This window comes from Candidatus Desulfofervidus auxilii (assembly GCF_001577525.1).
In the GTDB taxonomy this organism is placed as follows: Bacteria; Desulfobacterota; Desulfofervidia; order Desulfofervidales; family Desulfofervidaceae; genus Desulfofervidus; species Desulfofervidus auxilii.
Map to the genome: position 1 here is coordinate 2,240,845 of NZ_CP013015.1, position 24,182 is coordinate 2,265,026.

A 24,182-nucleotide genomic window follows, 5' to 3' on the forward strand; every position below is an offset into this window, starting at 1 on the left:
TTTTCTTAAATGATTTGTGTCCTGGGAGCAACTTACAAAGAAATTTCTCTTCTTTTGTCTTCATTGGTTAATGTTCAATCACTTAACCTAGGTAAAAGTTGTTTATGGCAGGGCAAAATAAAAAAACAAAATTTAATCGTGGCTCTTACAGGCATAGGGCCTGTTAATGCTGCTTATCTAACCACTCTTTTATTAGAGAAATATCCAATAAAGATGGTTGTTCTGACTGGTTGTGGTGGTGCTTTTCCAGGGATAGGATTGGAATTAGGTAATATTGCCTTGGCAAATGAAGAAATTTGGGCAGAAGCTGGGGCGTATACTGAGGAAGGCTGGCGTTCTTTAGCTGAAATTAATTTGCCCTATTGGGATAAAGAAGGCAAGAGACTATTTCATCGCTTCTCCTTGAAAGGATTGCACACTGAGTTTTTTGGGAAAGAGATTTCAAACTTATTATCTAGCGAAACATTCAAGATTGGCCCTTTTATTACTGTTTTAGCCTCCACAGGTAATCAACAAAGATTGAAGGTCTTAAAACAGCGATTTCCAGAAGGAATCTGTGAGAATATGGAAGGAGCGGCCGTGGCTCAGATTTGCCAGATGTATAAGCTTCCTTTTTTGGAAATACGTGGAATAAGCAATTTTCTGGGAGAATATCGGAGATCAAACTGGGAAATTGATTTGGCCACCAATAATGTTCAAAAAATCATAATAGAACTTTTAGAAAGGCATCAAAAATGGCCCTTTTAAGTCTGGGATTTTCTCCCTGTCCCAATGATACCTTTATGTTTGCTGGGTTAGCCAATGGTTGGGTAAGGGGAGACTTAAAATTCAAGATTATTATTTCAGATGTAGAAACACTAAATGACTTAGTAATGAGACAAAAGATAGATATCTCTAAAATTTCTTGTCATTCTCTATATTATATTCAAAATAAATATTGTTTTCTTTCTGTAGGGGCAGCCTTAGGATATGGGTGTGGGCCACTTTTAATAACTCGTCCCGAATTAAGTTTGAATGACCTTCCCTCAGCTACTATTGCTATTCCAGGGAAATACACCACTGCTTATTTACTTTTGCGACTTTATGCTCCTTATCTGAAGGAAAAACAGGTAATATTTTTACCATTTGATCAAATTATAGAAAATGTTTACACAAAAAAGGCGGATTTTGGCCTTCTTATCCACGAGGGCCGCTTTGTTTATTCTAAATATGGATTAAAGTCTGTGTTAGATTTGGGTAAATGGTGGGAAAACCAAACCCATTTACCTTTACCTTTGGGTGGTATTGTAGCCAAGAAAAGCTTAGGACCAGATAAAATAGAAATATTTACTCAAATGCTCAGAGAGAGTATATTGTTTGCCTATGCACATCCAGGTAAAGTGATGAAATATGTTAAAAAATACGCAGCTTATTTAGAAGATGAAATAATAAAGCAACACATTGAGTTATATGTTAACCAATTTAGTCTAAATTTGGGAGAACAGGGAAGGAGGGCAGTTCAGACTCTTATGGCACATATAGAAAAAAGGGAAGTTTCTGAATCTCTTTTTTGCAATCAGGTGTGATTAGGAGGGAGTATGAAGGCATTAGTAACCGGAGGAGCGGGATTTATTGGGGCCAATTTGGCCATTACCTTAGAGAGAAAAGGTGCTAAAGTAATTGTTTTAGATGATTTTAGTAGCGGTGATTATAGAAACTTAGTGGGTTTTAAGAGCGATGTAGTAGCAGAAAGTATAAAAGAGGTGGATTTGAAAAGATTTAAGGATGTAGATGCTATTTTCCATCAAGCAGCTATTACAGACACTACTGTGAGAGACCAAAAATTGATGATGCAGGTAAATGTGGAAGGCTTCAGGCGGATTTTGGAATTTGCTGTGAGGTTAGGAATTCCCTTTATTTATGCTTCTTCTGCGGGCACTTATGGAAACATTTCTGGGCCACAGAAGGAGGAGATGGCTGGCCATCCTGTTAATATATATGGATTTTCAAAATGGATATGTGATAATATTGCCAAAGAATACATGCAAAAAACGGACTCGCTTATTATAGGATTGCGTTATTTTAATGTGTTTGGTCCTAGAGAGGCCCATAAAGGGAAGATGGCCTCCATGATTTGGCAATTAGCTAATCAAATGAAGGCTCGGCAAAGACCCAGGATATTTAAGTGGGGGGAGCAGAAAAGAGATCAGGTATATGTGAAAGATGTGGTGCATGCCAATTTACTAGCATTAAAGGCAAAAAGGAATGGTATTGTAAATATAGGAAGTGGTCAGGCTACCACCTTTAATAAAATTATTAGAGTATTAAATAAGGTTTTGGGTACTAAATTAGAACCAGAGTATATAGATAATCCTTATGTAGGTTTTTACCAAGACCATACCCAGGCAGATTTAACTCTGGCCCAACAGATTATTAACTATTCACCCCAATGGGAATTTGAAGAAGCAGTGAAAGATTACATGAAAGAAGTGGGATTTGTAGAGAATTAGTATTTCTTAAAATTCAAAACCCTATCCTTAATCAGGGAATTGTCATGAATTACTGTTAAAGCAAGTTCTTCTACAAGGCAAAAATTGGCCATTTTCATGTCTTTTTTAATTTCTTCTAAATCCATATGTTTGGGATACACAGAGATTAATCCCTCATGTTTTGAAATTCTATAAATTTCTTTTAATAATTTAATCCTTTTATTTGGGGTAAAGTAATGTGAGTGTAAGACATCATAAAGCAATACCACATCTATCACCCCATCTTTAAAAGGAAGAAATATTTCTCCTTGGGCATTAATTACTTCTATATTCTTAATTCCTTCTTTATGGGCGATTTTTTTAATATTTTTTAAGCAACTTCTGTCTCTATCTATGGCATATACCTTTCCTGTTTGGCTTATCTGGGCTGCAAGTAAGCTGTAATAACCCATACCAGCACCAAAATCCAGTAAATTTTGTCCTTTTTTGATGCCTAGCATTTTTAAAGTTTCTTTACCTATACCTCTAAACCATTTCTCAATATTGGATTTTTTAAAATGACCTGTTATAGTGGAATACCAATAATAGAAGCCCATATTTTCTTAATCAGATTTATAACATATTATAGATAGGTATGGAACATTTCCTACTAAGGCATTTTGTATTAGAGTACTATTATTTAGTTCAATTAGATTGCAAAATGAAAATTGAAAGGCTAAACTTGTTAGGGATTTTTAACGCTATATATCTTGTCTGCCCCTGCCCGACGGCCGTGTCTGCCGACAGGCAGGCGGGGACAAGGCAGGGAGGGCGTTACTTAGAAAGATGAATCTATTTATTACATTTGAGGGAATAGAAGGGGCTGGAAAAACCACGCAGTCAATGCTTTTAGCAGAGTGGTTGAAAAAAAGGGGAAGAGAAGTATGTGTAACTTATGAGCCAGGTCATACTCCCTTGGGTCAAAGAATAAGAGAGATTTTGTTATCAGACCAGTTTTCTTCTTGTGCAGAGGCAGAATTGTTATTATATCTAGCCGATAGGGCTGAACATGTGAAAAAGATGATATTACCTGCCCTTACAGAAAATAAATTTGTGCTTTGTGATAGATATCATGATTCTACTTTGGCATATCAAGGGTATGGTCGGGGGATTAAAATAGAGTTTATCTGGAATTGCTTGTTTTCATTGGGTTTCCCTTTACCGCACTTTACTTTCTTATTAGACTGTCCTGTAGAAATTGGTCTTAAAAGAATTAAAAATAGAACATTGGATCGAATGGAGAAACAAACGTTATTGTTCCATAATCGGGTAAGAGAAGGGTTTTTGAAATTGGCTAAGGCAGACCCCAAACGTATAAAAGTTATTGACGTCACTATGCCTATAAAAGATATTCAAACAGAAATCAGAACATACGTGGCAAGGGAATATGGCATTTAAAGATATTTTAGGTCAAGATAGAGTAATTGGCTGGCTTAAGGTAGCTATAAAACGGAAAAGATTGGCCACCGCTTATCTATTTACTGGTTTAGAAGGAGTAGGCAAGACCACAGTGGCTTTAACGTTTGCTAAGGTGTTAAATTGTCTTGCTCCTGAAGATGAAGATGCTTGTGAAAGATGCCAAAATTGCAGGAAAATTAATGCCAATGTTCATCCCGATATATTATTAATTCAGCCAAAAGGAAAGGGAATTAAAATAGAACAAATAAGGCAACTTCAGGAAGTCCTTTCTTTTAAACCTATGTCTGCTAAGAAAAGAGTGGTGGTTATAGATAAAGTTGAAACTATGGCCCCACCAGCAGCCAACGCCTTTTTGAAAACATTGGAAGAACCTCCCTTAAATACCCTTTTTATCTTAATTGCTCAGGATAAATATCAACTTTTACCTACTATAGTTTCTCGGTGCCAAATTGTGCCGTTTCAGCCATTGTCTTTAAAAATTATTAAAGAAATGTTGGAGAAAAAAGGTGTTCATAGCACAAATGCTTCATTTTTTGCCCTTTTATCAGAAGGGAGTTTAGGCAGGGCTCAAGCTCTTTTAAAAAAAGAAATAGATGTAAATTTGCTTATTGCCTGGTTGAAAGAGCCAAAAATGTGTAATTGGTTAAAACTAATTGCTTCCTTAGATATTAACTTAAAAACTCCTGAAGATACATTGAATTTATTAGATTTTTATCAAGGAATATGGCGAGATATATTGTTAGTTAAAAATAACTGTAAGGCATTTTTGATAAATAAAAACATCCTTAAAGAGTATGAAAAAATGGCATCTACCTTTACAAACCAAGATATTGGGCATATTCTTACAAGGATAGAGGAAGCCAAGAAATTGGTAAAACAGAATGTTCAAAAAAAACTTATTTTAGAACATCTTCTATTGAGGGAGAGAATGTTTGATGAAAGTCATTGGAGTGAGATTTAGAGGAGATAATCGTCTCTATAAATTTAAATCAAACAGTGAGAAAATAAAAAGGGGCGATTATGTAATTGTTGATGTAGAAAAAAAAGAATGTATAGGGCAGGTAGTGGAATTGATGGAAATAACTGATAGTATTTCTCTTCCTCCTATTAAAAGAAAGGCAACAAAGGAGGATATGGCTAGAGATATTAAAAATATGGAGCTGGAAAAGACAGCCTTTGAATTTTGTAAAGAGCGAATTTTAGCACACAAGTTAGATATGAAACTAATTCGGGTGGAATGTCTTTTTGATAAAAGTAAGCTTATTTTTTATTATACTGCTGAAGGCCGAGTAGATTTTAGAGAATTATTGAAAGATTTAGTCAAGAGGTTTCGGATGCGTATTGAATTGCGTCAGGTTGGAGTAAGAAATGAGACTCAGATGGTAGGTGGAATAGGGCCTTGTGGGCGAGAATTATGTTGCACTCTTTTTTTAGATAATTTTGCTCCTGTTTCTGTAAAAATGGCTAAAGAGCAATATATTTCCCTTAATCCAGAAAAGATTTCTGGCCTTTGTGGCAGATTGATGTGTTGTCTAGCTTATGAATTCCCTGTTTATCAGCGTTTTAAAGAGGGATTTCCTGCTAGTGGAGAAACTATTAAAATAGGAGATTTGGAGGGAAAAATTATAAGGTATAGTCTTCCTCGTCACTCTCTATTTATAGAAACCAAGGAAGGGCAAGAGATAGAACTTCCTCTTGAGAAGATTCAGGGTAAAAAATGAAACGGTTTTATATTACTACCCCTATTTATTATGTGAATGCCAAACCTCATCTAGGCCATGCTTATACTACTATTGTGGCTGATACCATTAACCGTTTTTACAGACTGATGGATTATGAAACCTTTTTTCTCACAGGCACTGATGAACATGGAGATAAAATTGTGCAAGCCGCTCAAAATATGGGTAAAACCCCTCAAGAATATGTAAATATCATAAGTCAATGCTTTCGTGAAACTTGGGAGAAATTGGGCATTCAATATGACAAGTTTATTCGCACTACTTATGAATATCATAAAAAACTAGTTCAGGATGTGCTTCAAAGGCTTTATGAAAAAGGCGAAATTTACCTCAGTGAATATGAGGGAAAATATTGTTTTGGATGTGAGCGGTTTTTAAAAGAAAAAGAATTAGTAGATGGCAAGTGTCCTGACCACAAGACACCACCTGTTTTGTTAAAAGAAGCAAATTACTTTTTCCGGATGAGTAAATATCAATCATGGTTGATTGATTACATTCACACTCACCCCGATTTTATTCAACCAGAGAGATATCGCAATGAAGTTCTCAGTTTCTTAAATGAGCCTTTAGAGGATTTATGTATTTCTAGACCTAAAAAACGCCTTCGTTGGGGAATTACTTTACCATTTGACCCCGAGTTTGTCACCTATGTTTGGTTTGATGCTTTACTCAATTATCTCTCTGCCCTTCAATTTCCGGAGGGAGAATTGTTTAAAAAATTTTGGCCAGTGGCTAATCATATTATTGCTAAGGATATTTTAAAACCTCATGGGATTTATTGGCCAATAATGCTACATGCTATTGGGCTTGAACCATATCAAACTCTGCATGTTCATGGGTATTGGAATGTCAGAGAGCAAAAGATGTCCAAGTCTCTGGGTAATGTGATTTCTCCTTTAGAAATGAGCCAAAAATATGGTCGTGATGCCTTTCGCTATTTTTTATTAAAAGAAATGAACTTTGGCCTGGATGCCAATTTTAGTGAAACTTCTTTAGTAGAGCGTTTTAATGCTGACCTGGCTAATGACTTGGGAAATTTATTCTCACGCAGTTTGACCATGGTGCACAAATATAATGAGGGGCTTGTTCCAGAACCAAAGGCAGAGACCCAGGCAGAACTGGCGATTAAAAAACAGGCAAAAACTACAAGCGAGACTTATGTTCAGGAAATGAAAGCCTTTGCCTTTTATAAAGCCCTAGCGGCTATTTGGGAATTTATAAATGTTTTAAATAAATATATTGATACCTCTGCCCCCTGGAGTTTAGCCAAAACAGGAAATAAAGAAAGGTTAAACTCCGTGCTTTATACCTTAATAGAGGGTTTACGCTTAATTTCCTTTTTATTAAGACCTATTATGCCTGATGCCAGCCAAAAAATGATTGATTTGTTGAATTTTAAAGAGGAATTGCCTTGGGACGAAGCTGTTAAGTGGGGACAAATTAAACCTGGTATAAAACTTCAAAAGCCCATTTCTTTATTTCCAAGGAGGAAGATTTTAGAAAGGAAAGCTGTTATGCAAGCAAAGAAAAAAGAGCAAATCACCATAGAGGAATTTTCTCGTTTGGATATTCGAGTGGGACAAATTTTGGAAGCAGAGAAAATGGCAGATACAAAAAAATTGCTTAAATTAAAAATAGACTTAGGCAATGAGGAAAGAACTGTAGTGGCTGGAATTGCTGAGCATTATGAAACACACGAGATTATTGGGAAAAAGGTCTTAGTTTTAACCAATTTAAAACCTGTGAAACTACGAGGTGTAACTTCAGAAGGCATGATTCTGGCTGCTTCAGATGGCGAGAAGATGGTTTTGACAGCAGTGGACGGAGATATCAAATCTGGGGCAAAAGTGAGATAGCTTTTTTAAAATCAATCTTATAACCTGCTTGTCGGCCTCCAAATCCGTAATAACTTTAAAAGAAAACCTGCAAGACTTTGATTTTTGACCAAACTCACCTGCCATTATGCCTCTTTTTTCAAATGTGGAGACCAGACCCTGATTTTTCTCAGTGATTTGTTAGGTTTTCTTTCAAAACTGAATTTACGCCACAATTGTTGGATAGAGTTGTTCTTCCCCAATTTTGATCCAATTTGGCCATTTATAAATGACTCCAATCTGATATTGATAAAGGAAAACATTTTTATAATTAGACCCCAGTAGTAACCGATCTAATTTGTTAAAAGTGTTTAGTTTCACAATCAAATCCACCGGCATCGCCTGTGACAGCCTGACACCACTAACAACGATAAGCCATAGCTCATCAACATGCCTTTTCAAATAGTCTTTAGCCCTGTCAATCTTTGGTTTCACGGTATTTATCAACTCTCGCTCTGACAAGCCAATAAATGAAGCATTGTGATTCCATTCCCAGGTAATGTAACAGTTTACTTTTTCAAGACAGAATTTTTTAGGTATTTATTTAATAGTGGATAGTTGATCCCAGGAGATATTTTTTGCTGACCAGTCTTGAACATTTCGAGGGATAATTGGATAAGTTCGTCTATGAATGATTTTTGCCCGGAATTTCGAGGGATTTCCACATTCTCAAATGAGAGTAAACCTTTCATGTTTTTCAATTCTTCGTATTTTTCAACCTCTGTCATAATCTTCTTTTGAAGTGAGGCCCAAGCCTCTTCAACCAAGCGACGTGGCCGCCCTTTTTCACCCTTCAGATCTGAATGAAATTCTGTTATCTCGATGCCAATTTCTAATTGATGAATATTTACAATAAAGTCAGGCGATTCCGAATCCTGTATGTTTTCTGGAGTTTCATTCAAGAGTTTAAAAAATTCTTTAAGATAATAGCGTTCAAATTCCTTCTTATCATTCATAGCTTATTTGCAGACCTAACCCTAAATTCAGCGGCGGCATGTAACGCCGTCCGCTGGAGGGATTTGTTAGAGAAAATTTGTTTTAAACTTAATTATCACATTTTACCTTTACTGAATGAATACCAGATCGTCTTGGCCAAACAAATTTTTCAAGAATTTCTTTTTTGCCAAGTTCTTTAGCTTTTGCTTCAATAATATCTAATAATGCATTTGCTTTTCTATATTTTTTCATATATTCTTGATCCGAAAGACATTCTCTATGAATATCAATGTCGCCATATTCAAGTATAAACTTTGAAATGTAAAAATTTAACAGTTCTTCTGAAGAGATCTTTTTTCTTTTTTATTTAATTCTTTTTCTTTCTCTTTTAAAATTTTTTCAAGTCTATTTTTTTCATCTTCAAGTCGTTGTTTGAGAATTTCGAGTTCTATTTTTTCTTTAATTATTCGCTGCTCAAATCTCAATAAATTTTCTCTTTTCTGATCTAAATACTTCCATGTGCCTCCTAAAGCTAATATCACGATAACAAAACTAATTATACTTTGCCGGACATCTTCTCGTGTTATACTCACTTTTTTCTAACGTGAGAGTTCAGGGGCCGACAAGACCGCAAGCCGAAGGTGCAGCGACTTGTTAGCCGAAATATTCATCCTTTATCTTTTTGACCTCTTGCTCTAATACAGGCATATCAATTGGTACTATTTCCCACACAATATCAATATTTACACCAAAATACCCATGGATAAGCCTGTCACGTGTCCCTGCAATCATTTTCCAAGGAATGTTCGGATACTTGTCTTTTAAATCTGATGATATTTTCTTACTGGCCTCTCCAATGATTTCGATATTTCTTATTACTGCATCTTGAGTTTTGTAGTCCTTAAGAAATTCATCAAATGAAAGGCCTGATATATATTTCTTGATTTTTTCGAGGCAAATTAAGATATCCTCAATAAAATCTATGTCAGAGTGTTTAGACATAGATAACATCCTTTTCAATATCTGAAGAAACAGATTTTACGCGAATATTCTTAATACCTTCTTTCGTAAGCACATCGACTTTTCTCCCTAACAGGCTCTCTATATGTTCAACAAAACCAATAAATTTGAGGCCAATCGGCTTATTAAACTCAACGACAATATCAATATCACTTCCTGGGCCTTCTTCATGTCGTGCGACAGAACCAAAAATACCTATCCTTTTGACACCAAATTCCTTGGACAGAAAAGGATAATGTTCTCTTATTTTTTTAATAATTTCAGCTTGATGACTCATAACAAATTCCTATTCTTAACGGCTAACGACTAAATTCAGCGGCCCGCCGTAAGGTGGGTCCGCTGGAATGGTTTGTTAGAAAATTAAACTTGCATTTCTTTTATTTCAAAAGGTAATTTTACTATAGTTAAGGCCTTTAATGCTATCTTTTTGCTTGCATTATCTATATCTATCCCAACAACATTCCCTTTTTTATCAAAATCTATTACTACACCTTCTGATATTTCCTGGCTGCTTACACTTGGCTTTTCTGATAAATCTATATACAAAGAATCTGTATCTGGATAATATTTCAATTTCATTCTTTAAACCTCCTGTCTGGAAATGGATTATGAAGAATTATTTTATCCTCTAATGTTACTACTCTAAACACTTTGTTGTCAAATTCTTCCACAATACCCCAAAATCTCCATCTATTTTCTTCTTGTTTTTCAACTTTTATGGGATTTTCTATCACTTTTATACACCATTCCTTTTTAATATAAGGTCTTTTTCTTAAAACTTCATTTTCAAAATATTTGCTAAATTTATATTTTTTCATTTCTAACGACCAGGGTCACTTGCCGACATGGAGCGCAGCGGAATACTTGTCTGCCACCGGGCAGAGCGGCCAGGTGGAGCGTTTTGTTAGCCCTTTGATAGTTCATAATAAAGCCGCCGGCCGATACAGTAGAAAATATAAGCCTATTGAAATAAACAATGCCATGTATCCTATTGCAAGAAATTTTGCAGTAAACATTGCTATATTATTTGCACCTTCATGTGTGATATATAATTTATAGGCTATCAGATTTGCCAAAGAGCCAAATAGACTACCAAATCCTCCGGCATTTGAACCCCATAATAATGCCTGCCAATTTGATGTGAATTTTGCAACCAATAGTGTTGCTGGAACGTTACTCATGACCTGGCTTGCCAATGCTGACAATAGAAATATATGCCCTGAATGGGTTATTTCAGAAGCCAGTATACTTTTTAGACTGTCCGCGATCCCAAAAAAGAAAAAGAAACTAAAGAGTAGCGCATAATCAACATATAAGGCTTTTCGGTCAAATATGAGTGCAAAAAATATGACAGCAACTCCAGTTAAAAGAGGAAGAACATGAAAGACCGTTAAAAGAATAACAATAAATAAAACCCCATAGACATATGCCTTTTTATTGATTTTCTGTATTTGGTCTTCCTTTAAATCTTTTTGGATTACAACAAAGAGCGAAGAGACCGTCAGCAATCCAAGAAAAACCAAAGAAAATGGGAAAATCGTCTTTATGAATGTGCAAGGATGAATACCGTAAAACCAGTAAATATAAAGATTTTGAGGATTACCAATTGGTGTTAATGCAGAACCAGAATTGGCCGCTAATGCCTCCAAAATAACCAGTATATCTTTTCTATTTATGTTAAGCGATAACGTAAGCGGAACAATGACCATTAACACAATATCATTTGTTACTAACATGGACAAGAAAAAGGTTGCCAGTACTAGTTTTAGGGGTATGACTTTACCCTTTTCTATGCTTTGGGCTATTTTTAAGAGCAACCCACCTTTCTGTAAACCATTTACTGTAATGAACAAGACAAACAGGATAAACAGAACCTGTAGCTCATCGATTGAATAGATCGGAAGATGTTTTGTATAAATGGATAACAGCGCAAAACCCACACCCGAAGCAATTAACAGCCATTCTTTTAGGACAAAATCAATGAATATTACTTGAGGTTTCAATCATCCTCCCGTTGTCTGCTGATATGAGGGCTAACGCCTAAGCTCACCTGCCGCTATGGAGCGCAGCGGAATACCTGTCTGCCACCGGGCAGAGCGGTTAAGTGCACTCGCTTGTTAGGCGGATCACCACTCCGTCCAACATTAGCTATTTCTCAATCTATGGAATAGGAGTTACCCACCCCATCTCAGCACCACCTGGGTCGCGAATCATAGCAACACGGCCAACACCGGGAACTTCCCAAGGCCCTTTTATCAGCTCGCCGCCACAGGTTTGCATTCTACCGATTGCATCATCAAGATCATCAACGTGGATGTATGTTATCCAACGGTCGGGTTCGCCATTACCTTTGTTGTTATCCAATGTGAGTACCCCGCAAACTGGTTTACCCGATGACAAGCCGATCCAATAAGTACCACCTGTTGGCATTTTTTCCGCACGGAAATTCCATCCGATGGTTTCTCGATAGAAAGCAATAGCCTCATTGGCATTGTGCGTTTGAAGTTCAATCCAGTTGAATTCTCCATGAGTAGTCATCATTTCTCTCCACACCTAACGATCAAGCTCAGCGTCGAGCTGTATAGCCCGTCCGCTGGAATGATTTGTTAGGAATTTATTTCTTTTTTATCAATCTTTCGTAATCATCATGATTTCCAATCCAAAACCATACCACCAAATCTTTTTCATAAAGACATAATGCCCTATATCCCTTCGTAATCCTTAATGACCATATCTCTTCTTCTGAATTTCCACACTTGAAATGTAATGAAGGATGAAATGGATTCTCTTTCCATAATTTAATGCCTTTCTCGCCTGTTTCTTTATCTCTTCTTCAAGCTTTTCGTAATGTCTCCAAAATGATGGTAATGTCTTGGATTTCATAATTTATCGTAATCAAAATCTTCTATCTTACCTTCTGCTATCTCTTTTCTTACCTGTTTAGCTATTTTAGATAATTCTTCTTGTGAATTTTTAAATAAAAGATCCCATTTAATTTCATCATATAATTCTGTAATATATTCATACAAATGATTTAACACCTGTTCTTGTTTATCTTTAGGTAAAGATTCAATCATTTTAGTAATAGTTATCAATGTAGCTGAGCGCATTGTTTACTCCTTCCATTTTGACTTGGACTTTTATTTTAAAATTTTTCAATCTAACGCCAAAGCTCAGCGGCCCGCCGTAAGGCAGGTCCGCTGGAGTGGGTTGTTATGTGCTTCTTCTACAATTCATTTTCCCTAATACCAGCAACCTTCATAAAGTGTTTGAGAAGTCCAATCTTTAATGGTTTATTTCCGTGAATGGGAACAGAAAGGCGGACAGGCGTTCCTTCCTTAACATAAATATGGTGGCTACCACTAACTCTTCGTAATTCCCACCCTTTCTTTTCAAGGAGTTTCGCAAAATCTTTTCCAGATATTGCCTTCAAACTGCTATCTCCAAAACTTTATCTTTTTCCGTTATCGTGATATCCTTCATATCTATAGATAAACACCCCTCAACAGCCTCATAAATATTTCTCAAAAGTTCGTCAAATGTTTCACCTTGGGTAGCACATCCAGGTATAGAGGGAACCTCTGCCCAGTATCCCCCTTCCTCTGCTTCATGAATAATTACCTTCAGTTTCATACGTTTATCTCCCTTTTTATTTTATCACATAACGACCAAGCTCAGCGGCCCGCCGTAAGGCAGGTCCGCTCATATACCTCTTTTCCAAAATTTAGTATTAGTATATCTTTTTTATTATATATGTTATCAGATAATTACAAATTTTGCTATTTATTGACCTAACGACTAAGCTCACCTGCCGCTATGGAGCAAGCCCGAAGGGCGCAGCGGAATGGCGGTCAAGTGCACCCAATTGTTCGACTCTTCTCTACAGATTCCCAGATATTATATCTTGCATAATTTGAAATTGTAATGTGTTTTTCCGAGTCTTTGGCTCCAAAAAGTCTCTCATATCAGCAAAAATTTTATCTAGATTAGCTAAATCGGAATCGGTATATATCAGTACAAATATTCCGTATTTTCTAAAAAAGGCTTTATGCTTCTCCATTTCCTTCTCAAAATTATTTTTAGCTATTTCATTAATTTCTTTCTGAGAAAGACCTTGCGTTTTGGCAATATATCCGTGCGATGACCAGGGAGAGAGTTCAAAACCTATTTTATTAAGTTCAATAGGATCAATAATAGTGAAGTCTAAACGATATAAATGCTTAAAACTTAATCCACCATATCGAAATTCTGGTATAAGTAATGGTATATTTTCAGGAGCCAGACTAGATAGAACATAGTCTCTATAAAGAGCTGCAAGTTCATACTCATATTTAGAACCACTATTTCTAACTAAAACATTAAGAAAAAAATTTAAATATTCGTCAACGGAACTAAATTTTATTCGTTCATTTTTTCCCGGAATAACCAATCCGGTTTCCATAACATGTCCAATGGACCAATATAATGGCTTAAAGTGTCGAATCTCACTTTTGTCATTCTCCCATTGAGATATTTGGATATTAAAACGAGGCGTCACTAATAAACCATAATTAGCATTATTTTGGCCAATCCATATTGCCGCATCTTCTACCCTAGGTCTTTTTTTGGAAAGTGCCTCGTAATTTCGTAAATAAGTTCGCTTTAAAAAAAGATAAATGTATTTTTGCAACTTTGTCGATGATTGCAATAACTTAAAATTTCTATGGTGGGCAGAATGTGGATTCTTTTTAGCCATCTCTTTAAATCCAGAAAGATATAAAGAGATAAAGTGGTCAGGAGAATGAATAACTTCGTTTTTTATATCAATATAGTCTGCAAATTTACCGCCAAAGATGCCATTTAGAGAATAAACTGATTTTATGCCAGTTTCTTCCAAAACACTTGGCAATAACTCTTTCAATTTTTCATTCAGTTCTTTAATTAATTTATTTCTAGCTGTTTTTTCAGGATCACGTTTTGCCATGATTTTAGTCGAATAACCAAGCTCACCTGACGCTATGGAGCGCCAGCGAAATAGCGGTCAGGTGGAGCGCATTGTTAGCAATCCTATTGTGATAACCAAGCCCAAAAACTCATCGGAGACCATCCCCCAGATGGAGTTGCAGGCCTTGCTGGTCTTGCGGGGCGTGCAGGACGCGCAGGCCTAGCAGGACGAGCAACTCTTGCTGCACGCGCAGGTCTAGCGGGACGAGGGATGCCGGATACTCTTTCTTTTGGATTCCAAGCAACAACTCGTCCCGTTTGGTCAAAACACAGTAAACCCAAAACAGGTCCTAACCAATTGCCAGTTTCCGATGACCATGCGTGCCCATTAGATATATATGCAACCCAATTCATATTCGTGTCAAATATATGTTTCATTGGCTCTATCCATCCAACAAGCTCACAGTTTTTATCAAAGAGTGGTTTCATATTTGGTTAACTCCTTTGCAATTAATCAAATATATCACAAACTGGACATTTCCAGTTCGTGCCATCTGGTCTCTGGGGATGATTTTTATTATCAAGCTTTTTGCCCCTCCAAAATCGTGATAATTTTGACATTCCTTCTCAAAAGCAGCTTTTGGAGATGTTGCATAACTAAATTTGAATTTCTTATATTCGCCAACCCAGTCCTTTAAACGGTCGTTAAGATCACTATCTGAGCGGCCAACATATGAAACATAGAATGTTCCATCAGCTACTCGACCAAGTGCATAATTGCCTGGAGATGTTTTTTGTGATTTGCTTATCAATCTCATCATTTGTAAGGTCAAAAGGACCCTTCATTCCAAGAGATGCCATTGTTTGCTCTTTTCTTTTATGCTAACTATATATTCTACTCCCTAAAAGCCATATTACTATCCCTCATAATTCCTGTCAACAAAAACTTTTAATCAATCTATCTTTTCCTCTCTTAGGCAGTATAATATTTTATATATTTAAAATAAATGTGCGTTAGAAAGAATTTGGTAATTTTTAGATAGCCTAAAGATAAAAAGTTTAGGTATACTAAATGCAAAATAATCTCTTGCCAAATTAGACTCTTAGATCAAGTTCGTAATGTCCTGAGGCTAAAACATTACAGCTACTGCACAGAAGAGGAGGTAAGTCAATTTCTCACCTGGCTAGCAGCAAAAAAGAAGGTAGCCGTCAGGTTGGAATTTTATCCAAAATCGATCGCGGATTTTGGGTCGGCAGACAAGCTTGTATCAGCAAGTAAATTATGTTAAAAAATTTTTATGGAAGAGTTATCTATATTTTCTGTCCCTCAACCTCACATTTACACTGTAAGTGAGTTAACAGAGGACATCAGGCAGATATTAGAGGAAGAATTCCCTTTTATCTGGGTAGAAGGAGAGGTCTCAAATGCTCGTCGGCCCCTTTCAGGACATCTTTATTTCACTCTAAAAGATGAGAAGGCGCAGATTTTATGTATTTTATTTAAAAATCAAAGAAAATTAGTAAAGTTTGAACCACAAGATGGCTTAAAAGTAATATGTCAAGGACGGATTACAGTTTATCCTCCTCATGGAAATTATCGTTTGATTGTTGAATACTTAGAGCCAAAAGGTTATGGTGCCCTCCAGTTGGCCTTTGAACAGTTAAAGAAAAAATTGGCCCAAGAGGGCCTTTTTGATACCGAAATCAAAAAAGCCTTGCCTTTTTTCCCACAGAGGATTGCGGTGGTAACTTCACCTGTAGGAGCAGCTATTCGTGACTTTTTGAGAGTACTAATTAAGAAATTTCCCAATGTCCATGTTCGTATTTATCCAGTGAGGGTTCAAGGAGAAGGAGCTGCTCAGGAAATTGCCCAAGCTATTTATGATTTAAATCATTTACATTGGGCAGAGATAATCGTGCTTACCCGCGGAGGTGGTTCTTTAGAAGACTTGTGGGCCTTTAACGAAGAGGTAGTAGCTAGGGCAATACATGCTTCAGAAATTCCTGTAGTTTCTGCTGTTGGGCATGAAGTAGATTTTACTATTGCTGATATGGTGGCTGATTTGCGTGCTCCAACCCCTACGGCAGCCGCAGAAATGATTATCCAAAAAAAAGAGGATTTAGAAAACTTTTTACAAGAGGCTACTAAGCGGTTCCACCGCGGACTTGAGAAACTGCTTGAGACCGCCAAACTGCATTTGAATCATCTGATAAAACGATTGGGCACTCCACGCCAAGAACTTATTACTCACCGTCTTCGTTTGGATGACCTTTCTTTAGCCCTTTTGCGGACAATCAAACATAGAATAGAGAGGGAACAAACGGCAGTGCAAAATCTGGGGGAAAGGCTTTTGTTATCCCATCCTAAACGTCAAATACAAAGTTATCGTGATACCTTCCAGCAGAGAAAAACCGAATTGATGGTGCATTTTACTCACTTACAGCAAAAACATTCTCAACACCTCCAGGAAATCAGACAAAGATTGAATGCCTTAAGTCCTTTAAATGTATTAAAAAGAGGCTATGCCCTGGCCTTTACTTGGCCAGAAGGCAAGTTGATTAAATCCATTAACCAAGTGGAGGTAGGCAAAAATATGGTTGTTAAGGTAGTAAATGGCGAAATAAAAGCAAAGGTGGAGGAAAAAGATGAATCTACCATTTGAGGATGCCATAAAACGGTTAGAAACTATTGTGCATAAGCTAGAAGCTGGAGAAACTCCTTTGGAAGAATCCTTAAAACTGTTTGAAGAAGGAATGGGTCTTATTCGGTATTGCCAACAAAAATTAGATGAGGTAGAAAAGAAAGTAGAATTACTTATCAAGAATGAGCAGGGAGAGTTTGAGACTAAACCTTTCCCAGTGGATTCAAATCACCCAGGTAATTAGGCATAATTATGACCTTTGACTTAAATGCTTATCTAAAAGAAAGAAAACTTTTAGTAGAGGAAGCCTTAGAACATTATCTTCCTCCCCAAAAAGGGTTTTATAATCCGATTGTAGAGGCCATGAGATATAGTTTGTTTGCAGGTGGGAAGAGGTTGCGTCCTATTTTGTGTTTGGCAGCTACAGAGATAGTAGGAGGTAAAAAAGAAACAGCTTTACCTGTGGCTTGTGCCTTAGAGATGATTCATACTTATTCTTTAATTCATGATGACTTGCCTGCTATGGATAATGACGACTTCCGCCGGGGTAAACCTACCAATCACAGGGTATTTGGTGAAGCTATGGCCATTTTAGCTGGGGATGGTCTTTTGACAGAGGCATTTTATCTATTGACTTATCCTGATTTATTAGCAAAGATACCCCCTGCCCAATTGGTTTGGATTAGCCATCTTATCGCTCAGGCTGCTGGATTTAGGGGAATGGTAAGCGGTCAAGTAATGGATTTAGAGGCCACAGGGAAGGAGATAGGTTTGGAGGAGTTAAAGGCTATACATGACCATAAGACAGGAGCCTTGATTCGAGTAGCCGTAGAGAGTGGAGCTATTATAGGTGGTGGGAATAAAACTGAGGTGGAAGCTTTGAAGGAATACGGCACTCAAATTGGTTTGGCATTTCAAATTGTAGATGATGTTTTAGATATAGAAGGAAACCCTGAGGATATGGGTAAGAATATAGGAAGCGATGAGCCTCAACAAAAGGCTACTTATCCCAAATTAGTAGGTCTCAATGAGGCCAAAGAAATGGCTCAAACTTGTATTAAAAGAGGAATTCATGCCTTGAAACCATTTGGTGAAAGGGCAATGCCCTTAAAGGCTTTAGCACAATACATTATAGAAAGGAGAGGTTAAATTGGGTATTTTAGATAAAGTTCAGACCCCTAAAGATTTGAAATCACTTTCTTTAAATGAATTAGAAACCTTAGCCCAGGAAATTCGGGAAACCATTATTCAAACAGTGGCTAAGACTGGAGGGCACTTAGCTCCAAGTTTAGGGACAGTGGAGCTTACTTTAGCCCTCCATTATGTGTTTGATACTCCTAGAGACAAGATTATATGGGATGTAGGTCATCAAACATATGCCCATAAACTCGTCACAGGCCGTAAGCACTTATTTTCTACTTTGCGAGAATATAGGGGATTAAGTGGTTTCCCTCATCGAGGCGAAAGTGTTTATGATAGTTTTGGCACAGGTCACGCTAGTACTTCTATTTCTGCTGCTTTAGGTATGGCTATTAGCCGGGATTTAAAAGGAGAAAAGCATAAAGTTATTGCGGTAATAGGTGACGGTGCTATGACTGGGGGATTGGCTTTTGAGGCCTTAAACCATGCAGGAGAGTTAGATAAAGATTTAATTGTAGTCTTGAATGATAATAAAATGTCTATTTCTCATAATGTGGGAGCCCTTTCTCACTTTTTGAGTCGTAAATTTACCAGTCGTGCTTTTAGACAATTTAAAAAAGGAGTGGAGCGTTTTCTTTCTTCCTTACCAGCAGGTGAGAACTTAGTTCAGTTAGCTAAAAGGAGTGAGGATTCTTTTATGAGTTTATTTACCCCAGGGATGCTTTTTCTTTCTTTACATTTTGATTACCTGGGACCTATTAATGGGCACAATCTTAACAAATTGATTAAGGCCTTTGAACATATCAAAGAGATGGAAGGTCCTATCTTGGTTCATGTGTTGACTACCAAGGGCAAGGGCTATGAACCTGCTGAGAAAGATCCCACTAATTATCACGGAGTAGGCAAGTTGTATCTTAGGGAAAATTCAGGTAAGGTTAATTATTTTTCCACTGAAAAGGGTATAACTTATACCCAGGTTTTTGCTGAGACTTTGGTAGAATTAGCCAATAAAGATAAGCGAATTGTGGGTATCACTGCAGCCATGCCAGAAGGTACGGGATTGGCCCTCTTACAGAAACACTTTCCAGAAAGGTTTTTTGATGTGGGGATTGCTGAAGAACATGCGGTGACCTTAGCTGCAGGTATGGCTACGCAAGGATTAAGGCCAGTGGTGGCTGTTTATTCTACTTTTTTACAACGCGCCTATGATCAAATTATTCATGATGTCTGTTTACAAAGATTGCCTGTAGTATTTGCCATAGACAGAGGTGGCATTGTAGGTGAAGATGGCCCTACCCATCATGGTGTATTTGATTTATCTTTTTTGCGTGTTATTCCCCACTTAGTTCTTATGTCTCCCAAAGATGAAAATGAATTACGGCATATGTTAAAAACTGCCTTAGAGTATGAAGGGCCTATTGCTTTGCGATACCCACGGGGAAAGGCCATGGGAGTATCCTTAGAGGAGTCTTTAAAAACGCTGCCTATTGGTGAGAGCGAAATATTGATACAAGGGGAAGATGTCCTTATTCTGGCCATTGGTCATACTGTTATGCCTGCTTTACAAGCTATTGAGCAATTACAAGAAGAAGGTTTTTATCCTGCTTTAGTAAATGCTCGATTTGTCAAACCTTTAGATAAAACTTTATTAAGGGAAAAAGCACCAGAATTTAGGGCAATAGTTACCATCGAAGAAAATGTTCTTATGGGAGGATTTGGGAGTGCGGTAATGGAACTTTTGAGAGATTTAAATATAAATATCCCTGTGTATAGAGTGGGATTACCAGATCAGTTTATTGAACATGGAGGACAGAATATCTTAAGGGGAAAATATGGTTTGGATAAGGAAGGTATTTATGAACATGTTAAAAAGGTTTTTTTAAAATATGTCTCCAAAAGAAAGATTAGACAAATTACTTTTAGAAAAAGGCCTGGTGCGCAGTCGCGAACGGGCTAAGGCCCTTATTTTAAGGGGTCAAGTATGGGTAAATGGAAAAAGGATAGACAAAGCAGGCACTCAAGTAAATATATCTTCAACCATAGAGCTTAAGTCTTGTGACCATCCCTATGTCAGCCGGGGAGGTCTTAAATTAGAGGCTGCCTTACATCAATTTAATATTAATGTAAAAGATAAGGTTGCCATGGACGTGGGTGCTTCTACAGGCGGTTTTACTGACTGTTTACTTAAACACGGAGCAAAAAGGGTTTATGCTATTGATGTAGGTTATGGTCTTTTAGATTGGCAATTACGTCAGGATGAGCGGGTGGTGGTGATTGAGCGACAAAATATTCGGTACCTGTCTGCAGAGCGGATTCCAGAAAAAATAGATATAGTTACCATTGATGTATCATTTATTTCATTAAAAAAAGTGATTCCTAAAGTAAAGGAATTTTTGAAAGAAGATGGGAAAATAATTGCCCTTATCAAACCCCAATTTGAAGTAGGTAAAGGTGAAGTGGGTAAGGGAGGCATTGTGCGCGAAGATTTTAAGAGACAAAGGGTTATAAATGAAATTAAAAGCCTTTGTCAAACACTAGGTTTTGAAGTAAAAGGAGTCATTCCTTCTCCCATTCTGGGAGCAAAGGGGAATCAAGAGTATCTATTGTATGCAGAAATAAGTGAATAAAAGGAGACCAATATGCGTAAAGATAGACTTATTCAAGAAAGAATTCATGACCCTTATTATGAAGAAAAGAAGTATCCAGATGGTGTTGTCTGTCCTGGTTGTGGAGCAGTTTATGAAGATGGTCGTTGGATGTGGCCAACCGAAGCAGAAAAAATAATTAGTCCAGAGGCTGAGGAATATCTTTGTCCTGCCTGTCGGCGCATAAGAGATAAATACCCAGCAGGAGTCGTGACTCTTTCTGGAGGTTACTTAAAAGCACATAAAGAAGAAATTTTAAACTTAGTAAATAATGTTATTGAAGAAGAGCAAGAGAGGTCTCCTTTAAAAAGGTTGATCAACATGGAGGAGGCAGATGAGAAGTTGGTGTTAAACTTTACAGATGACCATTTGGCCCGAAGAGTAGGGGAGGCCGTAGGCCGTGCCCATAAAGGTGATTTAGAGGTGAAATACCTTGATGAAGCCAAGTTTGTGGATGTTTCTTGGCACAGGGATTAGAATTTTTCCCTTATTAATGGTATTATAAGTCACCTTTAAAATTCTGGGGAAAGTCCTGTTAACTATAAGGTTTTTTAATGGATTTTTGTTTGATGAGATGGATTCTTATTTGTTTTAATAATTCCTTTAGATGCCTTGTTTTTGTCTTATCCTTAATTAACCTTCCATACCGCATGGGATACCATATTTCTACAAACCTTCTTACCATATAAGAAAGTTCAGGGTCTTTCTTATTTATCATATCTACAATCTCAAGTCCCCCTTGATTGGGAGAAATGCTATAACCGTAATTTCTCAAAAGCTCACATAAGCAAAGAAAGGGATGGGATTTATGCTGTTTAAATAGGAAGTAAATCAGAAACCCCATCCATCCCAAACACACAGCACTAAAAAACACCCATTTATACCTCAGCCATTCAAAATCAGGTTTTTTTACTTGCCAATAATTTTTATTCTTAGAAGGGCTAAAGTAATGCTTTAAACGGTAAAAAAGTTGCTTTTGTTTAGCAAAATCATAATTGATTACATAGGCATACCAGCGAAGACGGAGATAGTCCAGCCATTTCCAGAAAAAAGAAAAATAAGTTGTTTTTTTGATTTCTAAGGTAGGGAGTATGGGGTCAATGGTCTCCCAATTTTTCCCATTCCAGTATTCTACCCAAGCATGGGCATCTTTCTGTCTAACTAAATAATAATTACCTGTGGTATTCCAGGTGCCTCCGTAATAACCACCAACAAAACGGGCAGGAATACCCGCACTTCTTAAAAGCAATGTAAGGGCAGAAGCAAAGTGCTCACACCAGCCTTTGTGAGTTTTAAATAAAAACATTAGGACTGGTTCTCCTTCTATTTTTGGTATTTGAAACCGAGATTCAAAGGGAGGTTTTTGTAAAAAATTGACTAGTTTTTTGACAATAACCGGTGGAGGGTCTTTTTTATCTACCAGATGCTGAAGGAGTTTATCCAAAGGTCCTTTTAAATTTGGGGGCATTTGTAAATATAACAGTTTTTCCTGAGCACTAAGATGGGCTACAGGAAAAATAGGGCAGGATGAAGCTTGGTATTCTATTCGTTGAAAAATAGGCCTGTTTAAAACAAAGGTTAAATTAGGTAAAGAGGGAACGGAAAATGTCCTAGGGGCAGTTATATTTATGGCAAAGGGGTAATTTAGGGCAAAAAGGGTTTTTCCTGCATAAGGTTCAAGAAAAATGATTTGGTGATAAATATTTGACTCAGGACAAGAAGGTTTTATTTTTTGAGGTTTTAACTTTATTCGCCAGCGGCCATTTTGGTAAGTATCATAGACCATTCCTCGCCAATAGGGAGGAGACTTTAAAGGACCGGACATAATAGCCCTGAAGGCTACGCTATTATCGGTCCTGATTTCCTGAATGCCATTGAGGTCTATATCTTCGGTAAATCCGGTTTTTGCCTTATGACTGAGGCCAAATCCTAAAAAGAATGTATAGGGAGACCTAGGTAGGAATGCAAAAAACAACACTGCTACTAATACTGCCGTAACACTCAAACAGGAGGCAAAATAAAATAAGGGCCTTTGAAGAATAGCTGGTTCTGTAACTTGTTGAGCAGTTAAAAAACAAATTCCAATTAGGGTGATCCAAAAAAACAAGATAAGAATAAACCCAAAACTTAAATTGAAATTGGAAAAGGTAGCGGCAGAGAACAAAAATAGGTTTAAGGTATAAACCTGCCAAAGGTCCCGTGGTTTTAAGGGACTTAAAAACTTTATTAAAATAAGAATAAAAAGCACATAGAGAAAAAGCATAAAAATATCAGTATGAGGAAGGGAAAAAGAAAGCAAAATAAGAGCTATAGCCAAAAAATTAAGAAATAAATTGGAGGGATATATTCTCCATTGCAAATGGTTTAAAATAGTTATAAAAAATATTAAGCAAATTCCTTGAAACCAAAGAGGAAGTTCTTCCTTAAGGACCAAAATGGCCAACAAAAATCCCATATAAGCAGAAAAGATAGGTATGTGTTTAGCCTTCATAGAGTGCTAGAGTCTTTAAAATATTCTTGCGTTGTTGTAGCCCTCTTTTAGGAGGTAAATATAGGGAATCGGTTTTCAATCCTACTGCGTAGCCTGCCTTAAACAAAGTATTTGTCAAATAAGTAAGTCGGCTGAGATGGAGTTCTATATCTTCAATGCCTGAAGGAATAGAAAGAATGACGTCTTTAATTCCCCCTCCCTCATATTCTTTAATAACCAATTTATTTAGCCTAGCTGTAGCTAACCAATGGACATGCCGTAAATCATCCCCACTAACCCACTCTCGTAAACTTCTAAACTCCTCTCTGCCTCTTCGTCTTCCTTGCTCTCGTTCTCCTTGGTGGAAAATAGCTGAAGGCAAAGGGCAAGATAGAGGTTTGGGATAAATTAGAAAGGTTTGGTCTTTAAAATATTTAAAACCCCGGGAGAAAAAATATAGAGGAAAGTAAGAAAATATGGTCATTTCTGGTAATTTTTGCCAGCCCCTTTTAGGGAAACTCACCCAGAGATACACAGACATTGTTTTTTTAGGAGGAAGATAAGGTAGCCAAGTAGTTCCCAAGGGAGTGTTAATACCCAAAAGAAAGCTTGGTATACATGGTTTTTTATTCTTTACCCAGATGGTCAGGAGGGCTTGTTTGGAGACATAAGTTTCTTCTGGAACTTCTATTTTGAAGTCCAAACCAACTAAATTTAAGAAAGAACTTAGTCCAGATAAGGCCATTAAAGACAACATAAGGGCAGCAATTAAATAAATTAAATTATTTCCTGTGTTTACTGCTGCTATCCCAAGCATAATGGTCAAGGCCACGAAAAAAATACCAGGCTTTGTGATCTTCACCTGAA

32 protein-coding genes and 1 pseudogene are annotated in these 24,182 nt (G+C 37.0%); 13 read left to right on the plus strand and 20 right to left on the minus strand.

Annotation, left to right across the window (positions count from 1 at the left end; genetic code table 11):
- Window positions 1–9 precede the first annotated feature (9 nt).
- From mqnB to rfaD, 3 genes are read left to right on the plus strand one after another with little or no spacing between them, the layout of a single operon-like run.
- Complete coding sequence (gene mqnB, locus HS1_RS11170; protein WP_066065445.1) at window positions 10–747, plus strand: futalosine hydrolase; 738 nt, start codon at window positions 10–12, stop codon at window positions 745–747.
- Window positions 735–1,565 carry a menaquinone biosynthesis family protein gene (locus HS1_RS11175; RefSeq protein ID WP_066065447.1) on the plus strand — a complete coding sequence of 277 codons (831 nt, stop codon included), beginning with the start codon at window positions 735–737 and terminating at the stop codon, window positions 1,563–1,565. Before mqnB ends, HS1_RS11175 begins: the two co-directional genes overlap by 13 nt.
- 12 nt (window positions 1,566–1,577) lie before the next feature.
- Window positions 1,578–2,489 carry an ADP-glyceromanno-heptose 6-epimerase gene (gene rfaD / locus HS1_RS11180; RefSeq protein ID WP_066065450.1) on the plus strand — a complete coding sequence of 304 codons (912 nt, stop codon included), beginning with the start codon at window positions 1,578–1,580 and terminating at the stop codon, window positions 2,487–2,489.
- Here rfaD and HS1_RS11185 read toward each other — a convergent pair.
- Window positions 2,486–3,064, minus strand: coding sequence for a class I SAM-dependent methyltransferase (locus HS1_RS11185; protein WP_066065454.1), 579 nt, complete (start codon window positions 3,062–3,064; stop codon window positions 2,486–2,488). The two genes, rfaD and HS1_RS11185, sit on opposite strands and share 4 nt — an antisense overlap.
- 229 nt (window positions 3,065–3,293) lie before the next feature.
- Between HS1_RS11185 and tmk the strand changes: the two genes are divergently transcribed.
- The 4 genes from tmk to metG are packed head-to-tail and all read left to right on the plus strand — an operon-like array spanning window position 3,294 to window position 7,521.
- Window positions 3,294–3,905, plus strand: coding sequence for a dTMP kinase (gene tmk, locus HS1_RS11190; RefSeq protein WP_066065457.1), 612 nt, complete (start codon window positions 3,294–3,296; stop codon window positions 3,903–3,905).
- Window positions 3,895–4,887 (plus strand): DNA polymerase III subunit delta', encoded by a 993-nt coding sequence (gene holB / locus HS1_RS11195; RefSeq protein ID WP_066065460.1) that lies wholly within the window; start codon window positions 3,895–3,897, stop codon window positions 4,885–4,887. The genes tmk and holB overlap by 11 nt, the downstream gene beginning before the upstream one ends.
- Window positions 4,862–5,647 carry a PSP1 domain-containing protein gene (locus HS1_RS11200; RefSeq protein WP_066065462.1) on the plus strand — a complete coding sequence of 262 codons (786 nt, stop codon included), beginning with the start codon at window positions 4,862–4,864 and terminating at the stop codon, window positions 5,645–5,647. Before holB ends, HS1_RS11200 begins: the two co-directional genes overlap by 26 nt.
- Window positions 5,644–7,521: a methionine--tRNA ligase gene (gene metG, locus HS1_RS11205; protein WP_066065465.1), complete on the plus strand. Its 1,878-nt coding sequence runs from the start codon at window positions 5,644–5,646 to the stop codon at window positions 7,519–7,521. The genes HS1_RS11200 and metG overlap by 4 nt, the downstream gene beginning before the upstream one ends.
- Before the next feature lie 183 nt (window positions 7,522–7,704).
- On the opposite strand, the gene HS1_RS11210 is transcribed toward metG, so the two are convergent.
- The 17 genes and pseudogenes from HS1_RS11210 to HS1_RS11280 all read right to left on the minus strand — a co-directional run bounded on the left by HS1_RS11210 (window position 7,705) and on the right by HS1_RS11280 (window position 15,239).
- The gene (locus tag HS1_RS11210) at window positions 7,705–7,974 is read right to left on the minus strand and encodes a hypothetical protein (protein ID WP_066065468.1); all 270 of its coding nucleotides are present in this window, start codon (window positions 7,972–7,974) and stop codon (window positions 7,705–7,707) included.
- Between the two features lie 74 nt (window positions 7,975–8,048).
- Entirely contained in the window at window positions 8,049–8,495 is a 447-nt protein-coding gene (locus HS1_RS11215; protein WP_066065470.1) for a hypothetical protein, read from the minus strand.
- An 88-nt stretch (window positions 8,496–8,583) separates the two neighbouring features.
- A complete protein-coding gene (locus tag HS1_RS13225; protein ID WP_156469465.1) occupies window positions 8,584–8,727 on the minus strand; it encodes a hypothetical protein in 144 nt (47 codons plus the stop codon).
- Window positions 8,728–8,804: 77 nt separating this feature from the next.
- Window positions 8,805–9,068 carry a hypothetical protein gene (locus HS1_RS11220; RefSeq protein ID WP_156469466.1) on the minus strand — a complete coding sequence of 88 codons (264 nt, stop codon included), beginning with the start codon at window positions 9,066–9,068 and terminating at the stop codon, window positions 8,805–8,807.
- 61 nt (window positions 9,069–9,129) lie between these two features.
- Window positions 9,130–9,477, minus strand: coding sequence for a HepT-like ribonuclease domain-containing protein (locus tag HS1_RS11225; RefSeq protein WP_066065477.1), 348 nt, complete (start codon window positions 9,475–9,477; stop codon window positions 9,130–9,132).
- Entirely contained in the window at window positions 9,470–9,772 is a 303-nt protein-coding gene (locus HS1_RS11230; protein WP_066065480.1) for a nucleotidyltransferase family protein, read from the minus strand. Before HS1_RS11230 ends, HS1_RS11225 begins: the two co-directional genes overlap by 8 nt.
- An 83-nt stretch (window positions 9,773–9,855) precedes the next feature.
- On the minus strand, window positions 9,856–10,074 hold the full coding sequence (locus HS1_RS11235; RefSeq protein WP_066065483.1) for a DUF2283 domain-containing protein: 219 nt from the start codon (window positions 10,072–10,074) through the stop codon (window positions 9,856–9,858).
- Window positions 10,071–10,313, minus strand: a complete 243-nt coding sequence (locus HS1_RS11240) for a hypothetical protein (protein ID WP_066065486.1) — start codon at window positions 10,311–10,313, stop codon at window positions 10,071–10,073. Before HS1_RS11240 ends, HS1_RS11235 begins: the two co-directional genes overlap by 4 nt.
- Before the next feature lie 102 nt (window positions 10,314–10,415).
- Window positions 10,416–11,498: an SLC13 family permease gene (locus HS1_RS11245; protein ID WP_066065490.1), complete on the minus strand. Its 1,083-nt coding sequence runs from the start codon at window positions 11,496–11,498 to the stop codon at window positions 10,416–10,418.
- Window positions 11,499–11,655: 157 nt separating this feature from the next.
- The gene (locus HS1_RS11250; protein WP_066065493.1) at window positions 11,656–12,036 is read right to left on the minus strand and encodes a VOC family protein; all 381 of its coding nucleotides are present in this window, start codon (window positions 12,034–12,036) and stop codon (window positions 11,656–11,658) included.
- A 73-nt stretch (window positions 12,037–12,109) separates the two neighbouring features.
- Window positions 12,110–12,378: pseudogene (locus HS1_RS14095) on the minus strand (type II toxin-antitoxin system RelE family toxin).
- Window positions 12,375–12,605 (minus strand): hypothetical protein, encoded by a 231-nt coding sequence (locus tag HS1_RS11255; RefSeq protein WP_066065496.1) that lies wholly within the window; start codon window positions 12,603–12,605, stop codon window positions 12,375–12,377. The pseudogene HS1_RS14095 and the gene HS1_RS11255 overlap by 4 nt, the downstream one beginning before the upstream one ends.
- A 116-nt stretch (window positions 12,606–12,721) precedes the next feature.
- Window positions 12,722–12,928: a type II toxin-antitoxin system HicA family toxin gene (locus HS1_RS11260; RefSeq protein WP_066065499.1), complete on the minus strand. Its 207-nt coding sequence runs from the start codon at window positions 12,926–12,928 to the stop codon at window positions 12,722–12,724.
- Entirely contained in the window at window positions 12,925–13,128 is a 204-nt protein-coding gene (locus tag HS1_RS11265; protein WP_066065503.1) for a type II toxin-antitoxin system HicB family antitoxin, read from the minus strand. Before HS1_RS11265 ends, HS1_RS11260 begins: the two co-directional genes overlap by 4 nt.
- A 247-nt stretch (window positions 13,129–13,375) precedes the next feature.
- Window positions 13,376–14,458 carry a topoisomerase gene (locus HS1_RS11270; protein WP_066065505.1) on the minus strand — a complete coding sequence of 361 codons (1,083 nt, stop codon included), beginning with the start codon at window positions 14,456–14,458 and terminating at the stop codon, window positions 13,376–13,378.
- A gap of 83 nt (window positions 14,459–14,541) precedes the next feature.
- Entirely contained in the window at window positions 14,542–14,907 is a 366-nt protein-coding gene (locus HS1_RS14100; protein ID WP_066065509.1) for a 4-fold beta flower protein, read from the minus strand.
- Window positions 14,904–15,239, minus strand: a complete 336-nt coding sequence (locus HS1_RS11280) for a hypothetical protein (RefSeq protein WP_245669991.1) — start codon at window positions 15,237–15,239, stop codon at window positions 14,904–14,906. The genes HS1_RS14100 and HS1_RS11280 overlap by 4 nt, the downstream gene beginning before the upstream one ends.
- 477 nt (window positions 15,240–15,716) lie before the next feature.
- On the opposite strand from HS1_RS11280, the gene xseA reads away from it, so the two are divergent.
- The 6 genes from xseA to HS1_RS11310 are packed head-to-tail and all read left to right on the plus strand — an operon-like array spanning window position 15,717 to window position 21,322.
- On the plus strand, window positions 15,717–17,081 hold the full coding sequence (xseA, locus tag HS1_RS11285; protein WP_066065513.1) for an exodeoxyribonuclease VII large subunit: 1,365 nt from the start codon (window positions 15,717–15,719) through the stop codon (window positions 17,079–17,081).
- The gene (gene xseB, locus HS1_RS11290) at window positions 17,065–17,304 is read left to right on the plus strand and encodes an exodeoxyribonuclease VII small subunit (protein ID WP_066065515.1); all 240 of its coding nucleotides are present in this window, start codon (window positions 17,065–17,067) and stop codon (window positions 17,302–17,304) included. The genes xseA and xseB overlap by 17 nt, the downstream gene beginning before the upstream one ends.
- Window positions 17,305–17,312: 8 nt before the next feature.
- Window positions 17,313–18,209 carry a polyprenyl synthetase family protein gene (locus HS1_RS11295; protein WP_066065518.1) on the plus strand — a complete coding sequence of 299 codons (897 nt, stop codon included), beginning with the start codon at window positions 17,313–17,315 and terminating at the stop codon, window positions 18,207–18,209.
- Window position 18,210: 1 nt separating this feature from the next.
- Window positions 18,211–20,157, plus strand: coding sequence for a 1-deoxy-D-xylulose-5-phosphate synthase (gene dxs / locus HS1_RS11300; protein WP_066065521.1), 1,947 nt, complete (start codon window positions 18,211–18,213; stop codon window positions 20,155–20,157).
- Window positions 20,135–20,827, plus strand: a complete 693-nt coding sequence (locus tag HS1_RS11305; RefSeq protein ID WP_281178310.1) for a TlyA family RNA methyltransferase — start codon at window positions 20,135–20,137, stop codon at window positions 20,825–20,827. The genes dxs and HS1_RS11305 overlap by 23 nt, the downstream gene beginning before the upstream one ends.
- A 12-nt stretch (window positions 20,828–20,839) precedes the next feature.
- A complete protein-coding gene (locus HS1_RS11310) occupies window positions 20,840–21,322 on the plus strand; it encodes a BCAM0308 family protein (protein WP_066065526.1) in 483 nt (160 codons plus the stop codon).
- Window positions 21,323–21,380: 58 nt separating this feature from the next.
- Here HS1_RS11310 and HS1_RS11315 read toward each other — a convergent pair whose 3' ends face one another.
- Both HS1_RS11315 and HS1_RS11320 read right to left on the minus strand, forming a co-directional pair.
- Window positions 21,381–23,336, minus strand: coding sequence for a transglutaminase TgpA family protein (locus HS1_RS11315; protein WP_066065529.1), 1,956 nt, complete (start codon window positions 23,334–23,336; stop codon window positions 21,381–21,383).
- The gene (locus HS1_RS11320) at window positions 23,326–24,177 is read right to left on the minus strand and encodes a DUF58 domain-containing protein (RefSeq protein WP_216638264.1); all 852 of its coding nucleotides are present in this window, start codon (window positions 24,175–24,177) and stop codon (window positions 23,326–23,328) included. The genes HS1_RS11315 and HS1_RS11320 overlap by 11 nt, the downstream gene beginning before the upstream one ends.
- Between the last annotated feature and the right edge of the window lie 5 nt (window positions 24,178–24,182).

What these genes read in the sequence shown, in the direction of transcription:
- mqnB (WP_066065445.1), top strand. Translation starts at nt 10, where the DNA reads ATGATTTGTGTCCTGGGAGCAACTTACAAAGAAATTTCTCTTCTTTTG.
- HS1_RS11175 (WP_066065447.1), top strand. Translation starts at nt 735, where the DNA reads ATGGCCCTTTTAAGTCTGGGATTTTCTCCCTGTCCCAATGATACCTTT.
- rfaD (WP_066065450.1), top strand. Translation starts at nt 1,578, where the DNA reads ATGAAGGCATTAGTAACCGGAGGAGCGGGATTTATTGGGGCCAATTTG.
- HS1_RS11185 (WP_066065454.1), bottom strand. Translation starts at nt 3,064, where the DNA reads ATGGGCTTCTATTATTGGTATTCCACTATAACAGGTCATTTTAAAAAA.
- tmk (WP_066065457.1), top strand. Translation starts at nt 3,294, where the DNA reads ATGAATCTATTTATTACATTTGAGGGAATAGAAGGGGCTGGAAAAACC.
- holB (WP_066065460.1), top strand. Translation starts at nt 3,895, where the DNA reads ATGGCATTTAAAGATATTTTAGGTCAAGATAGAGTAATTGGCTGGCTT.
- HS1_RS11200 (WP_066065462.1), top strand. Translation starts at nt 4,862, where the DNA reads ATGAAAGTCATTGGAGTGAGATTTAGAGGAGATAATCGTCTCTATAAA.
- metG (WP_066065465.1), top strand. Translation starts at nt 5,644, where the DNA reads ATGAAACGGTTTTATATTACTACCCCTATTTATTATGTGAATGCCAAA.
- HS1_RS11215 (WP_066065470.1), bottom strand. Translation starts at nt 8,495, where the DNA reads ATGAATGATAAGAAGGAATTTGAACGCTATTATCTTAAAGAATTTTTT.
- HS1_RS13225 (WP_156469465.1), bottom strand. Translation starts at nt 8,727, where the DNA reads ATGAAAAAATATAGAAAAGCAAATGCATTATTAGATATTATTGAAGCA.
- HS1_RS11225 (WP_066065477.1), bottom strand. Translation starts at nt 9,477, where the DNA reads ATGTCTAAACACTCTGACATAGATTTTATTGAGGATATCTTAATTTGC.
- HS1_RS11230 (WP_066065480.1), bottom strand. Translation starts at nt 9,772, where the DNA reads ATGAGTCATCAAGCTGAAATTATTAAAAAAATAAGAGAACATTATCCT.
- HS1_RS11235 (WP_066065483.1), bottom strand. Translation starts at nt 10,074, where the DNA reads ATGAAATTGAAATATTATCCAGATACAGATTCTTTGTATATAGATTTA.
- HS1_RS11240 (WP_066065486.1), bottom strand. Translation starts at nt 10,313, where the DNA reads ATGAAAAAATATAAATTTAGCAAATATTTTGAAAATGAAGTTTTAAGA.
- HS1_RS11250 (WP_066065493.1), bottom strand. Translation starts at nt 12,036, where the DNA reads ATGATGACTACTCATGGAGAATTCAACTGGATTGAACTTCAAACGCAC.
- HS1_RS11255 (WP_066065496.1), bottom strand. Translation starts at nt 12,605, where the DNA reads ATGCGCTCAGCTACATTGATAACTATTACTAAAATGATTGAATCTTTA.
- HS1_RS11265 (WP_066065503.1), bottom strand. Translation starts at nt 13,128, where the DNA reads ATGAAACTGAAGGTAATTATTCATGAAGCAGAGGAAGGGGGATACTGG.
- HS1_RS11270 (WP_066065505.1), bottom strand. Translation starts at nt 14,458, where the DNA reads ATGGCAAAACGTGATCCTGAAAAAACAGCTAGAAATAAATTAATTAAA.
- HS1_RS14100 (WP_066065509.1), bottom strand. Translation starts at nt 14,907, where the DNA reads ATGAAACCACTCTTTGATAAAAACTGTGAGCTTGTTGGATGGATAGAG.
- HS1_RS11280 (WP_245669991.1), bottom strand. Translation starts at nt 15,239, where the DNA reads ATGATGAGATTGATAAGCAAATCACAAAAAACATCTCCAGGCAATTAT.
- xseA (WP_066065513.1), top strand. Translation starts at nt 15,717, where the DNA reads ATGGAAGAGTTATCTATATTTTCTGTCCCTCAACCTCACATTTACACT.
- xseB (WP_066065515.1), top strand. Translation starts at nt 17,065, where the DNA reads ATGAATCTACCATTTGAGGATGCCATAAAACGGTTAGAAACTATTGTG.
- HS1_RS11295 (WP_066065518.1), top strand. Translation starts at nt 17,313, where the DNA reads ATGACCTTTGACTTAAATGCTTATCTAAAAGAAAGAAAACTTTTAGTA.
- HS1_RS11310 (WP_066065526.1), top strand. Translation starts at nt 20,840, where the DNA reads ATGCGTAAAGATAGACTTATTCAAGAAAGAATTCATGACCCTTATTAT.
- HS1_RS11315 (WP_066065529.1), bottom strand. Translation starts at nt 23,336, where the DNA reads ATGAAGGCTAAACACATACCTATCTTTTCTGCTTATATGGGATTTTTG.